Raw genomic sequence first — 16,388 nt, forward strand, 5'->3', positions numbered from 1 at the left:
TGTACGGGATGTAACGGATGTAACGGATGTCAGTCCGATGGAAGTAAGGAAGTTCGGCAACGGATTATGTAACGGATGTCACGGATGTCAGGAAGAAGGAAGAAGGAAGAAGGAAGTTCGGCAACGGATTGTGTAACGGATGTAACGGATGTAACGGATGTAACGGATGTCAGTCCGATGGAAGTCGGAAGGGGGAAGAAGGAAGGGGGAAGGGGGAAGGGGGAAGGGGGAAGAAGGAAAAAGGAAGGAATAGTTAACAAATTAGAAGAAGTTGGCAATTACAAGTTAGCGAACTCCCAAACAACTAAGACAACTATGGCTTCTCAAAAAAAATCGCGGAAATCTGCCTGCAAACTGGGTGCCGAAGACTCTTTGAAATTAGCTTGGGAACATCACCAAGCGGGACGTTTGTTAGAAGCTGAGAAGTTGTATCTGCAGATATTAGAAGTGCAGCCGGAATCAGCAAACGTGCTGTGTTTGTTGGGAATAGCGGCGAGACAGCAGGGAAAGATTGCAGAGGCGATCGACTTTTACGAACAGGCGATCGCCCAAAACCCCAATTTTGTAGAAGCACATTTAAATAAGGCTAATCTTTTGCTGGATGCAGGCGAATATCAAAGGGCGATAGCCAGTTACGAACAAGTAATCAAAATCCAGCCAAATTCCGCACTCACTTACAATAATTTGGGCTGGGCAAAACAGCAATTAGGCGAAATAGAATCGGCTATTTTATATTACCAAACAGCGCTGCAACTCGACCCCAACCTGCACGAAACAGCGCACAACTTAGGACATTTATTTAAACAAAAAAATCAATTAAATGAGGCAATCGCCTGTTACCAGCACGCTTTAAAAATCAATCCAAATTTGACATATTCCCTGATGGGATTGGGAACAGTTTTGCAGCAGCAAGGTAAATTAGCCGAAGCTTTCAATTGCTACCAGCAAGCGGTAAAACTCGACCCCGACAATCCCGAAGCTCACAACAATGTAGGAGCATTTTTCCACGAACAAGGCAATGCAAAAGCAGCAATATCCCACTACCGACAAGCATTAAACTTAAAGCCAGACTTCGTGGAGGCTATTAACAATCTCGGACACGCTTTGGTCGATTTAGGAGAGTTTCAAGAGGCTTTTTCTTGTCACAGTCGAGCCTTGGAATTGCAGCCAGACAACGCCATCGCACACCTGGAATTAAGTTTAACTTTGCTATTGTTCGGAGATTTTCAGCGCGGTTTTGCTGAATATGAGTGGCGGTGGCGCACTCCGCAACTACAACCGAGGCAATTTAAACAGCCGGTTTGGGATGGTTCGGATTTGCAGGGGAAAACTATTTTACTGCTCGTCGAGCAAGGCTTCGGCGATTCTATTCAGTTTATTCGCTACGCGCCGATTCTTCGCAGCCGAGGCGCTAAAGTTATGGTGGCTTGCTATCCAGAACTGATGCGGTTGTTTGCGACAGTTGCTGGTATTGAATATTTATCAGTTAGTCTTGAAGGTTTGCCAGAATTTGATGTTCACGCGCCGCTGATGAGTTTGCCGCGAATTGTCGGGACAACTCTGGAAACAATACCGGCAAATGTTCCTTATTTATATCCGCCTGCTGAGTGCAAATTTGCGCTTTCTTCTGATGCCAAGTTGAAGGTAGGGATTGTTTGGGCGGGAAGTCCGAAGCGCCGGAAAGACAATCAGCGTTCTTGCAGCTTGAGCGATTTTATTCGATTTTTGGATGTTCCGGGAATTGCTTTTTATAGTTTACAAAAAAACTTGTCCGAGAGCGATCGCACTTTGTTGAACCAACACTTAGTGCCGGATTTAACTCCGCATTTGAACGACTTTGCTGATACCGCTTCGGCTATATCTCAACTGGATTTAGTCATTAGTGTCGATACGGCTGTGGCGCACTTAGCCGGTGCTTTAGGAAAACCGGTTTGGGTACTGCTTTCTTTTGCTCCTGACTGGCGTTGGCTGCTGGATCGTAAAGACAATCCTTGGTATCCAACTGCGAGGCTTTTCCGCCAAAGTCAGCCGGAAAGTTGGCAAGAATTGTTTGAAGAAGTACAGGCGGCTTTGAGTTATTTTGCGATCGCCAATACTGTTAGTTATTCCGAGGATTCTGCCAAAGATTCGCTTGACTTCGTTTCACTCGCCCTGACTGCTAATCATACGGCTTCCCTCGATTATGTGGCTCTCACAATGACAGATGCAAGCGTGCTTCAAGAGAGTAAACAAATATTTGTGATTGCGAGTGAAGGGTTAGCAGAAGGCTCCGCAGCTAAGCAATCGCAGGGGATTGAGACATCGATTGCGATCGGAACGGCTGGCGATAATTTGGTTATTTTAGAGGATTTATTGCGGCAAGCAGAACAGTTAATGGAAACAGGAGATCGGGAAGAGGCGATCGCCCTTTACGAACAAATCATATCTCTTGAGCCAAATTGCGTTCAAGCGCGGATTAACTTTGGTTTTCTCAAGCAAGAAAAGGGCGAATTAGAAGCCGCTATCCCGCATTACCGAGAAGCTTTAGCCATCGCTCCAAATATTCCTCAAACAGCTTACAACTTGGCAAAGATTTTTGAGGAACAAGGTCAAGTGGAAGAGGCGATCACACATTACGAGCAAGCTCTTGTAGCTCAACCGGATTTCGTACCTGCGTTAATTAATTTAGCCGTGGCGCTGCAAGAAAAAGGCGAACTTTTCAGGGCGATCGAGCTGTACCGGCGAGCGCTGGAAATTCATCCGCATAGCTGGGAAGCTTACAACAATCTCGCAACAGTGTTGCAAGAACAGGGCAATTTAGAAGATGCGCTGGACTATTATCACAAAGCTCTAGAATTGCTGCCGGATTTTGTGGAAGCTATCAACAATTTAGGCAGGACGTTTCTGGAAAAAGGCGCGGTAGAAAATGCAATATCCTGCTACAGACGAGCGATTCATTTAAGTCCAAATCACGCTAGCGCTCACCTGAATTTATCCTTGGCTTTGCTGTTGGTGGGAGATTTGGAAAATGGTCTCGCTGAATACGAGTGGCGCTGGCAAATTAAAGAATTTCACACTGGTCATTCCTGTTTTTTGGCGGGAGCGGAAAATACTGTTTCGGCGAGAGAATATCGGCCGCTATGGGACGGTTCTGATTTGGTGGGAAAGACTATTTTGCTGCACGCCGAACAAGGTTTAGGTGATTCGCTTCAGTTTATTCGCTACGCTGCGATCGTCAAAAATAAAGGCGGTAGGGTTATTGTTGGCTGTTACCCGCAATTGCACCGTTTATTTGCAACGGTTGATGGCATTGATTTGCTAATAGTTAAAGGGGAGCCACTGCCGGAATTTGATGTGCAAGCGCCGATGTTGAGTTTGCCGTATATTCTTGGTACAAATCTGGAAACAATACCGGCAAATACTGCTTATTTATCTCCGCCAGCGGGTGCTGAATTTGGACTTTTGCCCGATCGCACTTTGAAAGTTGGCATTGTCTGGGCGGGGAATCCCAAACACCGCAAAAACAAGCAGCGTTCGTGCAGTTTGAGTCAGTTTCTGCCGCTTTTGGACGTTTCGGGGGTAAGTTTTTACAGCTTGCAGAAAGAGGTTTCTGAGGCCGATCGCGCGCTGTTGAATCAAACCTCGATCGTAGATTTGAGCCCGCATTTTGGCGATTTGGCCGATACTGCGGCTGCGATCGCCAAACTGGATTTAGTCATTAGTGTCGATACCGCTGTCGCCCATTTGGCGGGCGCTTTGGGCAAACAGGTGTGGATTTTGCTGGCGTTTTCGCCGGATTGGCGGTGGCTGTTGGAGCGCGAAGATAGTCCTTGGTATCCGACGGCGCGGCTGTTTCGCCAGCATCAGCGGGGCGACTGGGAGGACGTTTTCGATCGGGTTGCGGAAGCTCTAGGCGCGGTTGCTGCAGCATTTGTGCCGTCGGATTCGGCGGATGCAGAGTTTCGGCGGGGCGTGGATTTGCAGCAGCAAGCGGATTTTGGTGGTGCGATCGAATGTTATGAGCGAGCGATCGCGAGCGATCCTAATTACGCAGCCGCGCACAGCAATTTAGGCGTTGTCAAACAGCATACCGGCAGGGTAACAGAGGCGATCGCGCACTACCGACAAGCGCTAGCAATCGACGGGAATTTGGCGGAAACTGCGAGCAATTTGGGCAGCGCGCTCGCGGAAGTAGGGGAGACTGAAGAGGCGATCGCAGAATATGAGCGGGCGCTTTCTTTGAACCCGAATTGCGCGGAAGCGCTGATTAATTTGGGCCTGTTGCGGGAAGAGCAAGGGGATGTGGCGGAGGCTATAAGCTGCTATGAGCAAGCGATTCAAGTCAATCCTAATTGCGCGGCGGCTTATTTGAATTTGGGAATTGCTTTGGAGGCACAAGGGGAGGATGCGATCGCGAATTACGAACAGGCGATCGCGAATTACGAACGGGCGATCGCGATCGCTCCCAATGATGTGGAGGCCTTGCAGCATTTAGCATACGCCTCGATCCGACAGGGCCAAATTGACCGCGCGATCGCATACTACGATCGAGCTTTGGCGTTGCAACCGGCTTTGGCAGAAACTGATCTCGCTTTGGGGAGTTGGCTGTCAAACCAAGATAAGTTAGATGAGGCTCTAGCTTTTTGCCAGCAGGCGATTCAGAAATTGCCAGCCAGTGTACAGGCTCACTGCAATCTGGGAATTGTCCTGCACAAACAGGGCAAAATTGAAGATGCGATCGCCTGCTATCAGCAAGCTTTGAGCCTGAAACCCGACTTTCCAGAAGCTTTGAACAATCTCGGCAAAGCTTTTGAGGAAGCGGGAAAAATGGCAGAGGCGATCGATTGTTACCGTCGGGCGATCGAACTCAAACCCGGTTATATCAATCCCCTCTACAGTTTGGCAAGTGCTTTGCACGATCGCGGACAATTTGCGGATGCTCTCACCTACTACAGCCAAGCAGTTAAATTCAATGTCGCTAGCCCCGAATCTCACCTAAATTTAGGTTTAGCTTTGCTGCTGGCGGGAGATTTTCAGCGCGGTTTTTCCGAGTACGAATGGCGACTGCTGGTTCCACAAAAAGAGTACCCGGACTACAGTTTTCAACAGCCGGTTTGGGACGGCAAAGATTTGCAAGGAAAAACTATTTTGCTTTGCCCGGAACAGGGTTTAGGCGATGCAATTCAGTTTATCCGCTACGCAGATTTAGTCAAGCAGAAAGGCGGTAGGGTAATTGTTTGGTGTTTGCCGCAGTTGCTGCGCTTGTTTGCACAAGTTTCGGGAATCGATGGGTTAATAGTTAATCCAGAGGATGCGCGAGATTTTCAAGTTCGCGCGCATCTAATGAGTTTGCCGCACCTTTTGGGAACAACTTTAGAAACTATACCCGCCAAAGTTCCTTATTTAGCTCCCCCGCCCGGTTGGGAATTTTCTCTCCATTCAAATACTAATTTGAAAGTAGGGATTGTGTGGTCTGGAAATCCTAAAAATTCCCAAAATAAGGTGCGATCGTTACCCCTGAATTTGTTGACAAAACTGTTAGATATTCCCGGAGCAGAATTTTACATTTTGCAACAGGAAATGACAGCAGACGATCGCGCTTTGTTAGAGCAAATGGCAGTAACAGATTTAAGCTCTTATTTGCACGACTTTGCGGATACTGCGGCGGCAATCTCGGCTCTGGATTTAGTGATTTCTGTAGATACTGCTGTGGCGCACTTGGCTGGTGCTTTGGGCAAACCCGTGTGGATTTTGCTCTGTTTTGTGCCGGATTGGCGGTGGATGTTGCATCGCGAGGATAGTCCTTGGTATCCCACGGCGCGGCTGTTTCGCCAGTCAACAGCGGGAGATTGGGAAGGAGTTTTAGAACGAGCTAGTTTGGCGCTCAGAGAAAGAATTTGTCAGCATCAAGAAGCTCTACCGCCAATAGAAACTCCGACCAATATTCAATTATATCAAAAACAGTTCAATCAGGGGAATATTCTCAAGTCGCAAGGAAGATTGACCGATGCGATCGCTTATTTTAAAAATGCTTTAGTTTTGCAGCCCAATTCGATAGAGGCTACCACTAATTTGGCAGTGACGCTGCACCAAACAGGCAATTTATCCGAAGCGACCGCCTATTATCAGCGCGCGACCGAGATTGATCCCAACTGCGCTCAATCCCACAATAACTTGGGTATTTTGCTGCAAGATCAAGGCAATATAATGGCTGCTATCTCTTGCTTTCAAAAGGCGATCGCCCTGAATCCGGTTTACGTCAAAGCTCTCAACAATCTCGGCGCGATACTCCAGCAGCAGGGCGAGTTGCCAACTGCGATCGCCTGTTTTCATCAAGCACTTTCTGTCAATTCCAATTATGCGCCAGCCCTGGTAAATTTGGGTGCGGCGATGCAAAAACAATCTCAGCTAGCCGAGGCTGAACGCCTTTACGAGCGTGCAATTGAAGCAGAACCGCACAATGCTACAGGACACTATCACCTGGGAACGTTATGCTTGGGGGCGGGAAAAATAGAACAGGCAATTTCTAGCTTGGAACGAGCCATATCTTTGAACCCTAATTATATAGAAGCTATTACTAACTTAGGCAGTGCTGTTGAACAATTAGGAGAGGTGAATCGAGCAATTTTTTGTTACACTAAAGCTCTCGAAATTGATGCAAATTGTGTTAAAGCTCACTTCAATTTAAGCTTAGTCTTGCTGTTGAGTGGGGACTTGCCACGCGGTTTAGCAGAGTACGAGTGGCGCTGGCAAACAGAACAGGCGAAAAAATTACCACGGTTGAATTTTGACCAACCAGTTTGGGATGGTTCTGATTTGAACGGACAAACTATTTTGCTCCGATCCGAACAAGGTTTGGGCGATACTATTCAATTTGTGCGATACGCGGCAATTGTGCAGCAAAAAGGCGGCAAAGTAATCATTTCTTGCTATCCAGAACTGAAGCGTTTATTTAAGCAGATTCCTGGGATTGAACAAGTGGTGAGTCGGATGGATGAATTGCCGGATTTCCAACTGCAAGCACCGCTGATGAGTTTGCCGTATATTCTCGGAACAAATTTAGAAAATATACCGGCAAATGTTCCTTATTTAGTTGCGCCGCCGAATTGGCAATTTTCCCTAAATTTGGATCGCAATTTCAAAGTTGGGATTGTGTGGGCGGGAAGTTCGGAACATTTGAAGGATTTTCAGCGATCGAGCGATTTAAGCTATTTCCTGACATTGTTAGATATTCCCGGTGTAAGTTTTTACAGTCTTCAGAAAGACTTATCGCCTGAATATCGTAGTTTATTAACTCAAATTCCTGTGATAGATTTGAGCGACAATTTGAACGATTTTGCCGATACGGCGGCGGTGATATCGCAACTAGATTTAGTAATTTCTGTTGATACTGCTGTCGCGCACTTAGCTGGTGCTTTGGGTAAACCCGTATGGATTTTGCTGTGTTTTATGCCGGATTGGCGGTGGATGTTGGAACGCGAGGATAGCCCTTGGTATCCGACGGCGCGGCTGTTTCGGCAGCAAAAACCGGGCGATTGGGAGGGAGTTTGCGATCTCGTAAAAACAGCCTTGCTAGAGAGGACGGGCACGGGGGCACCGCCCCTACAATCTACTCGTTTCCAGGCTGTGCCTGGTAACGGAGATACCGAAGCTTCGCCTCGATTTTCTTTATCGCCCGCACAGGTACAATTTCACATAGCAAATGCTTTACAAAAACAAGGTAAAAAAGCAGAGGCAGCCGATCGCTACGAACAAGTAATTGCTGCCTCACCCAACCACGCAGAAGCCCACAGTTGTTTAGGTTGTCTCAAACAGGAAAACGGGCAAATAACCGAGGCAATTTCGCACTACAAACAAGCGCTACAAACCAATCCCAACCTGAGCGAAACTAACTTATACTTGGGTTCCGCCCTCGAAGAACAGGGACAAGTCGCAGAGGCGATCGACTTTTATAATAAAGCAATTCAACTACGTCCCAACTCGCCAAATTGGCGCTTGAGACTAGCCTTAGCTTTGCTCTTAACTGGAAATTTTGAGCGTGGTTTTGCGGAGTACGAATCGCGCTGGCAAACTCAACAATTGGATCGGCGCTCTTTTGAGAAACCACTTTGGGACGGCTCTGATTTGCAGGGAAAAACAATTTTATTGCACCCTGAACAAGGTTTTGGCGATACGATACAGTTTATCCGCTACGCGCCTTTAGTTAAGCAAAAAGGCGGCAAAGTTATTGTGGCTTGTCATGTCTTGCTGAAGCGTTTATTTGAAGGAATTGCAGGAGTCGATCGAGTAGGAGTCAGGCCGAGCGATTTGATAGATTTTCAAGTGCAAGCCCCGCTGCTAAGTTTGCCCAGAATTCTGGGAACGACTTTGGAAAATATACCGGCGAATATTCCTTATTTAGCTCCGCCACAGGATTTTAAATTTTCCCTAGAGCCGAACAATAAACTAAAAGTAGGTATTGTGTGGGCGGGCGGGCCGCTGCACCGCAACAATCATCGGCGATCGTGTAAATTGAGCGATTTTGTGAAATTTGTAGATGTTCCGGGAGTGAGTTTTTACAGTCTTCAGAAAGATTTGTCAGGGGGCGGTTCCTTACAGGATAGCTGCGCTTCACGCACTTTATTAAAGCAACACCAAATTGAAGATTTGAGCGAACATTGCGTCGATTTTGCCGACACAGCAGCAATTATTTCGCAACTCGATTTAGTAATTTGTGTAGATACTTCTGTCGCGCACTTGGCCGGTGCTTTGGGCAAACCCGTCTGGATTTTGCTGTCTTTTGTTCCCGATTGGCGCTGGATGTTGGAACGCGAAGATAGCCCTTGGTATCCCACTGCGCGGTTGTTTAGGCAGCAAAAAGCTGGTGATTGGGATGGAGTTTGCGATCGCATAAAAGCAGCCTTGCTAGAGAGGGCGGGCACGGGGGCACCGCCCCTACAATCTACTCGTTCCCAGACTCAGCCTGGTAACGCCAATCCAGAGGCTCCGCCTCGGCTTCAACCCCCAGAAACTCCGCCTCAAATCCAACCCCCAGAAACTCCCCCACAAATTACCGGAATCGGCATTAGTTGGCCCCTCAGCATCACCAGCGGTTGGGGAATTTACGCCCTGAATTTAACACTACAACTGCGGCAAAATCATGCCTGGGAAGTTGCACTTTTAACACCGCCCTCAATCACCTCAGAATCGATGAATCCGCTGCATAAATCGCTGTTGTTACCTGTAATTGAAAAGCAAAAAGCTTTTCAGGAATTAGTAGCAGCAAATTCCGACAAACAAATCAGTTGTAATTTTCCCGTACTTTACGCTTTGGGGAATAATTTAGCATCCTCTGGAGTTGACAATCAAATTACCAGCGCTTGTCAAATAGGAGTCATATTTTTTGAAGACACACGAATCACAGCAGAAGCACTAGAAACAGCCAAAAAATATAGCGCGATTGTCGCAGGTTCCAACTGGAATGCGGATGTTTTGAGAAGCTGTGGCTTGACTAATGTGGCGATGGTACATCAAGGAATTGACCCAACAATTTTCCATCCTGCACCCAAATCTAATCTATTTGGCGATCGCTTCGTCATTTTCTCCGGTGGCAAACTGGAATATCGCAAAGGTCAAGATATTGTAATTGCCGCTTTCAAACGATTTCGCGCCAAACATCCAGAGGCTTTGTTACTAACAACATGGCACAACTTCTGGCCTCAGTATATGCTAGGAATCGAACAAACCGGCAACGTTGCGGGACTTCCCAATATCAACCGCGACGGAAGTTTAGGAATTTCCCAATGGTTAGTGGCTAACGGTTTGCCGATTGACTCTTTTATCGACATCGGCTTAATTCCCAATCACCTCGCTGGACAAATTTTGCGAGAAGCCGACTGCGCTGTTTTCACTAACCGCTGCGAAGGTGGCACTAATTTAGTCGCGATGGAAAGTATGGCCTGCGGAATTCCGACTATTCTATCAGCAAATACTGGTCATTTAGACTTGATTTACAGCCACATTTGCTATCCTTTATGGAGTCAAGGACGAGTTAAACTAACTCCTCCTTTTTCCGGTGTAGAAGGTTGGGGAGAGTCTGATGTGGCAGAAGTTGTCGAGGCTTTGGAGCAAGTTTATACTAATCTGGAACAAGCAAAAACTCGCGGTTTAGCTGCGGCTAAGTTTATGCTGGATTGGACTTGGGAAAAACAGGTTAAGCGTTTTTTGGATGTGATTGCCGATATGTAGATAACACTAAAGTCCTGACTACAAACTTTCGGCAAATTTTTCGTAGTAAAGACTTTAGTCCTTATAAAAAAGATTAATTTGCGATTGATTCCAATAGTTTGTTAGCACTTTTTACACTTTCAATATCGTATAGTTCTGGATTGTAAGAAACAATTTGTGCGACCAATTTATGATGGTAACTTTGAGCAGTTTCATTCCTAGTACCATGAACGCGACGATAATTAAGAACTATTTCTCTCGTTCCCAAAAAAGGAATGCTATGTTTGTGACAATTAACCCAAAATTCCCAATCCTCATAACCTTCTTTCATCTCTGCTTTGTAACCGTTGACCAAATTCCAAACTGATTTGTGATACAATGAAGACGTGCAAATCATATTAGATTGTTTGATATTTTTTGGTGAATATAAATCATAACTGGGTACGGTGCGATTTTCAGTGCCAAAAAGTTGATAAGAACCAAATGCTATGCAAGGTACTTTTGATTTTAGACATATTTCTAAAAGACAAATTAAGGCATTTGGAGCTAAGATATCATCGGCATCTAAGGGCAGTATGTATTCGCCGTTTGCTGCCGATATGCCAGTATTTCTCGCCATTGATATCCCTTGATTAGTTTGTTCTATTAGCCTAATTTGATGCTGGGGATTTGCTGCGATCGCATTTTTTGCTACTGTACTGGTACTATCTAAACTGCCGTCATTGACAATGATAATTTCCCAATTTTTGTAAGTTTGATTGATAACGCTAGTTACTGCTTGCGACAAAAAATGAGATTGATTGTAGCAGGGAATAATCACAGATATTAAAGGCCGATCTTCCAAGTGGGGTGCTGCCACTTTTTGGACGTTTTCTGACTGTAATTTTTGGGCGGAATTTCGAGCAGCTTGCAAGCTATAAAAATAAATCTTGGGATGGACGATGGCTAATTGATTCAGATCGGTATTTTGATATTCATTTACTAACCTCGGATATCCCGACAAGTGCTCTTGTTTAACAAAAATCAAGATATTCTGAGCGTACCAAGGCTCGACTTTTTCATTGTTCCATATTTTTTTTCTCAAGCAGTCAATAACTGCATAGCCCTTTTTCTGAAAGTAATAAACCCAATATTCGGGCCACTGTTCGTTAACGTGTTCGACGCCTCCTTGAAATGGTATCGCGGCAGAAAACAGAATCACCGGTGCTAGTTGAGTGAGAGAATTAACAAAATTTTCGGCACAGGTAGCCGGCAAATGTTCGGCAACTTCCAGAGAAATTGCTAAGTCAAATTTTCTGTTTATTTGCAGCGGTTGCTTTAAATCGGCGGATTGGAACTGATTTAAAGGAATTTGTAAAATAGTGCGATCGACATAATCGCCATCTATTCCCAAACAATCAGCAATTCCCAACTTCTGAAACGCCGCTAACCAGCTTCCCGTACCGCAGCCCACATCCACCACACTTTTAGGTAAAATTGGTTGCAGCAAGTCTAACAGTAGGGGAATAATTTCTCTAGCAGAACTACGAGTTCCTTCTCCGATTAATTGGTAAAAATCTCTTGTATAAGATGACTGTTGGTTTTGATTTGTTTGGCTGGCTGTTTGAGAATTAATTGCCTCTAAACTGCTAATATTGTAACCGTGCAAATGTGCTGGCAACTGCCAGGAAATCTTGGGGTCGGGTTGATGTTTTACTGGCTCGACATTGCCCCGCCAAGCAGCACCCATAATTTGCATGGTTTGATAAATTACAGTATTCCATCCCCTTTTTTTCAAGTAATCTAAACCTTTAGCAACATCTGGAGCGGTTAAATCGTGAAATAAAATTATTGCATCTTCCTCAGCCAATTGTTCGCAAACAATTGCGTCATTTAATGGCCCATCACCTCCGTGTTCTCCGTCAATAAAAATTAACGACCATTTGCGGTTAAATTGAGCGGAAAATTCTTCTACTCTTTGGGGGCTGTAGCCCGGTATTAGCTCGACTGATGTTTGCACGCCCGACGCATTTAGAGCACCTTGAATTGAGTCTATTACGCTTTGTCTAATGTCCTCTCTTTCTAATAGCGGATCGACGACATCTAACTCAACTCCTGCTAGGGCTAAGTGACAGGCAGACCACCCTAGCCAGCAGCCTATTTCTAAGGCTTTTTTACCTTTGAATTGCAGAGCAGTATTGTAAAGTATGTGTGCTTCGTCGCGGCTGAGAAATCCGACTGAATTAGCACGGCGATCGACATACCAATTGTGCTTGATTTCCCGGCGCAAATAAGGCCACGGACAAGTCTGAGTATCCCCAATAATCATGTTGGGAAAGTACGCATCTGGGAGAACAACTTTCAATCCGGGCGAGACATAATCTCCGGCGGGCGGCAAAGTATTATTTGTAATTTCAGATAACGGCGGTAATGTCATTTTTTTTGGTATTAAATTAGGAGAGTTGGGCTTTTTTTTCGGTTGGTAACGGAGACTAATTTCTATTTGATTTCCGTCCGTTGTTGCTAAGTTTACCAAGTCGTGTTTGTGACCAGTCATGTGCAGAATGCCGATCGCCTCCTGTGGCAAATACGGCTCCACAAAACAGGCTTGGTGCTTGTCCCAAACGGGCAAACCAAAGTTGCAGCTCCAGTTGCACCGAGTTGGCAGCATCTCTGTTTTGTCAAACATTTCAGTGCCGTAAACTAACCTATTTAAAGCTATTTGGTCGGTCATTAAAGAAACGTGCCGCTGCAATCCTTGCTCCAGATATTCTGCCCAAATTTCCCAATGGGGGGCGTCTTTTTGCAGCGCGAAAATACCTGCATTTATGGTTGGATAGCTGTGCAACTGTTGGGCTACTTCTTCGCCAAAAGCGGTCTGATAATCCCGGTAAACAAATTGCCAGTACCAAGGCAGTTTGCCGTAAGCTAAATAATAACCCCGGTCGAGTTCTGCAACAACTGCTAAACCGCGTTTAGCCGCGCCTTTAACTAACAGTTCAACAGCTTGCCAATCTTGCACCCAAGCATCGGCATCTATCCAAAGGTAGATGTCAAAATTGGGAAAATATCGACGGAGAAACGGACGCGCTAAAAGTCCTTTGAGATAGTGAGGGGCTTCATTTTTACCAGGAAAGTCAAAGTCCCAATCTGGCTTTTGAATGATATTAACTTGTGTTTCCAGCCACTGCAACTGTTCGGGAGTACAGCCGAGATCGAAAAAGCCGATCGCCACATTTTCACCCTCTGGTTTTTCCCGCACCGATAGAATAGTGCCTCGCACCAATTCAAAGTAATTTGCATCGGCGGCCGTGATGATGATAATCTGCATAAATATAGGATGTCTGGTTAAGGAATGGGCGTTGGGGATTGGGCATCGGGCATTGGGCATTGGTTATTTGTTATTTCATAATTGCTCATTCTTCCTTCTTCCTTCTTCCTTCTTCCTTCTTCCTTAAATTATACTATTGAGGAGGACTTATGAAAAACCAAAAAGGGAAAGTTTATCTAGTCGGTGCGGGGCCCGGAGATTGTAACTTGATGACAGTGCGATCGCACAAACTGCTCTCCCAAGCCGAAGTCTTAATCTACGATGCTCTCATCGACATCCCGCAACTCGAATTAATCCCAGCAACTTGTCGAAAAATCGAAGTCGGGAAACGTGGCGGCAAACCGTCCACCCAGCAGCAAGAAATCAACCGTTTGCTGGTAGAAAATTGCCACCTCGGAAAACAAATCGTGCGGCTCAAAAGCGGCGATCCGTTTATTTTTGGTCGTTCCAGTTCGGAAATTCAAGCATTAATCACAGCGGGCTGCGAATTTGAAGTAATACCCGGAATTTCCTCCGCCCTAGCCGCACCTTTACTAGCAGGAATTCCCCTCACAGATCCGGTAATGAGTCGCTGTTTTGCAGTGATGAGCGCCCACGAACCGGATGATCTGGAATGGGAAGCATTAGTGCAGATAGAAACTTTGGTAATATTGATGGGAGGGCGAAATTTAAGCGAGATAATTTGGCAATTGCAAAAGCACGGACGATCGACCGAAACTCCGATCGCCATTATCCGAGATTGCGGCCGCCCCGAACAGCAAATTTGGCTCGGCACTCTCTCCAACATTGTACAGCAAACAGCAGGTCAATCTCTATCGCCTTGCGTGATCGTAATTGGGGAAGTAGTCAGATTGCGCGAATATTTAATCCAGCCAGAAAGCACAAATATGATCGATACACCAGTCACCGCTAACAACAGCAAATTGCCGCTAGCAGGAAAAACCATTTTAGTCACGCGATCGGTTTCTCAGTCGGCTGAATTTAGCGATCGACTCCAGCAACAAGGAGCCCGCGTGATCGAAATGCCCGCCTTGGTAATTGGGCCACCTTCGAGTTGGGAACCATTAGACAGTGCGATCGCACAATTGTCAACCTTTCACTGGTTAATTCTCACTTCCCACAACGCTGTAGACTGCTTTTTTCAACGATTACAAGCAAAAGGCAAAGACGCGCGGAGTTTGTTTGGTATTAAAATAGCAGTTGTCGGGAAAAAAACAGCCGAAAGTTTGCGATCGCACTCTTTACAACCAGACTTTATTCCCCCCAACTTTGTCGCCGATTCCCTAGTCGAGAACTTCCCCTGGCAGGGCGGGCACGGGGGCACCGCCCCTACAAACTGCAAAATCCTATTTCCCAGAGTAGAAAGCGGCGGCAGAGAAGTTTTAGTTAAAGAATTTACCGCCAAAGGAGCGCAAGTAATAGAAGTGCCAGCTTACCAATCTTGCTGTCCCGAAACAATCGATCCGATCGCCCTATCCGCACTCCAAAATCAAGCTATAAATATCATAACTTTTGCCAGTTCAAAAACTGTGCATAACTTTTGCAATCTCATAGAACAAAGCCCGGAATTGTCCCGATATCAGGATTGGCTAACAAATGTTTGCATCGCTTCGATCGGGCCGGAAACTTCCAAAAGTTGTCAGAAATTATTGGGTAAGTTAGATGTGGAAGCTAAGGAATATACCTTAGATGGATTGACTGAGGCGATCGTTGAATGGGCACAAGCGAGGTTGTAAAATAGTTGTACGATCATTAGGAGGAAAGAAACATGACCGCAAAAGACCAACTTCTTCAAGAACTCGACCAAGTGCCAGAACCCTTGCTGCTGAAAGTGCTTGAATTTGTCCGTTCCTTAAAGACTGAAGAAGAAGAACAACAAAAACTAGAAGCCAAAGCATGGCAGGCATATCTAGATTCAGAACGCGAAAGAAAGGAGGTTTATCGTCGCCTTGCCAACTCCTAATTTTGTCAGCAAAAGTATGGTTGTCAATATCCACGCCAGACAGATAGAAAGATTTGGTGGCACTCCCGGCCTCAGAGATGAAGGCTTGTTAGAGTCGGCTTTGGCTCAACCGCAAGCAACTTTTGGCGGTCAATTGTTGCATCCGACAATTGCCGAACAAGCTGCTGCTTATCTCTATCACATAGCGATGAATCATCCGTTTATTGACGGTAACAAGCGATCGGCTTTTGCGGTGACAGATACCTTTTTGCGTTTAAATGGTTGCACTCTGAATTTGACAAGCGAATTTCAAAGGTGGTACACGCCACGTGATTTATCCGTGGAATCAATCCAAAATCTAAAATCTAAAATCCTCAAGCCCCCAAATTTATCCGTGGGGTCAATCCAAAATCTAAAATCTAAAATCGAATGACGGACGATGGAGTATATGATTTAGTCATGGGAGTCGCACGGGGAACCATGACTAAGGAAGAACTAACCACCGAGTTCGAGTCAGGTATTTTTAAGTTTTAATAAGTAAGTTGGGCAGCCTACGTTGAGATTAAGTAAGGTGTGGCGTACTCACCCTACATGGAAATAGCGAATCGCGGAACAAAAAAGCGAGTAAAATTATCACTAAAGAACAAAGCCGAGATCCTTTGCGTCAAATCAGTAATAAAACTAAACAGAAAATAGCACCAACTGCCGATCGCCCTTTCTCCCCCAAATCCCGCTACCCAGCTACAAATTAGCAATCGCCATGAATATAAATTTTTCTCGTTACGACACCTTAACCACCCTGCTAGCAGGAACTACCGCAGCCTTAACCATAGTCATCAGCCAGCCCGCGATCGCCAAAACTCCCCAAGAAGTTGCCAGCATTGCTGGGCCGCTGACAGTACAAATTAACAGTTCCCTCGGAGACGGTTCTGGGGTAATTATTGCCAAAAC

At 45.8% G+C, this 16,388-nt stretch carries 5 protein-coding genes and 1 pseudogene; 5 read left to right on the forward strand and 1 reads right to left on the reverse strand.

The window, feature by feature from the left end:
- Positions 1-75: 75 nt before the first annotated feature.
- Positions 76-10,206, forward strand: a complete 10,131-nt coding sequence (locus QUB10_RS12275; RefSeq protein WP_333202431.1) for a tetratricopeptide repeat protein — start codon at positions 76-78, stop codon at positions 10,204-10,206.
- 73 nt (positions 10,207-10,279) lie between these two features.
- Here QUB10_RS12275 and QUB10_RS12280 read toward each other — a convergent pair whose 3' ends face one another.
- On the reverse strand, positions 10,280-13,555 hold the full coding sequence (locus QUB10_RS12280; RefSeq protein WP_333202433.1) for a glycosyltransferase: 3,276 nt from the start codon (positions 13,553-13,555) through the stop codon (positions 10,280-10,282).
- A gap of 89 nt (positions 13,556-13,644) precedes the next feature.
- Here QUB10_RS12280 and cobA point away from each other — a divergent pair, with 89 nt between their 5' ends.
- The 4 genes and pseudogenes from cobA to QUB10_RS12300 form a co-directional block, all read left to right on the forward strand.
- Positions 13,645-15,231 carry a uroporphyrinogen-III C-methyltransferase gene (gene cobA, locus QUB10_RS12285; protein ID WP_333202435.1) on the forward strand — a complete coding sequence of 529 codons (1,587 nt, stop codon included), beginning with the start codon at positions 13,645-13,647 and terminating at the stop codon, positions 15,229-15,231.
- Between the two features lie 32 nt (positions 15,232-15,263).
- Positions 15,264-15,458 carry a DUF2281 domain-containing protein gene (locus QUB10_RS12290; RefSeq protein ID WP_333034987.1) on the forward strand — a complete coding sequence of 65 codons (195 nt, stop codon included), beginning with the start codon at positions 15,264-15,266 and terminating at the stop codon, positions 15,456-15,458.
- 16 nt (positions 15,459-15,474) lie between these two features.
- Positions 15,475-15,870 carry a type II toxin-antitoxin system death-on-curing family toxin gene (locus tag QUB10_RS12295; protein WP_333202436.1) on the forward strand — a complete coding sequence of 132 codons (396 nt, stop codon included), beginning with the start codon at positions 15,475-15,477 and terminating at the stop codon, positions 15,868-15,870.
- A gap of 327 nt (positions 15,871-16,197) precedes the next feature.
- A pseudogene (locus QUB10_RS12300) lies at positions 16,198-16,388 on the forward strand (hypothetical protein); the annotation flags it as partial.

This window comes from Microcoleus sp. B5-D4 (assembly GCF_036705145.1).
GTDB lineage: Bacteria > Cyanobacteriota > Cyanobacteriia > Cyanobacteriales > Microcoleaceae > Microcoleus.

Excerpts from the sequence above, each read along its gene's own strand:
- QUB10_RS12275 (WP_333202431.1), top strand. The coding sequence starts at position 76 with ATGTCACGGATGTCAGGAAGAAGGAAGAAGGAAGAAGGAAGTTCGGCA.
- QUB10_RS12280 (WP_333202433.1), bottom strand. The coding sequence starts at position 13,555 with ATGCCCAATGCCCGATGCCCAATCCCCAACGCCCATTCCTTAACCAGA.
- cobA (WP_333202435.1), top strand. The coding sequence starts at position 13,645 with ATGAAAAACCAAAAAGGGAAAGTTTATCTAGTCGGTGCGGGGCCCGGA.
- QUB10_RS12290 (WP_333034987.1), top strand. The coding sequence starts at position 15,264 with ATGACCGCAAAAGACCAACTTCTTCAAGAACTCGACCAAGTGCCAGAA.
- QUB10_RS12295 (WP_333202436.1), top strand. The coding sequence starts at position 15,475 with ATGGTTGTCAATATCCACGCCAGACAGATAGAAAGATTTGGTGGCACT.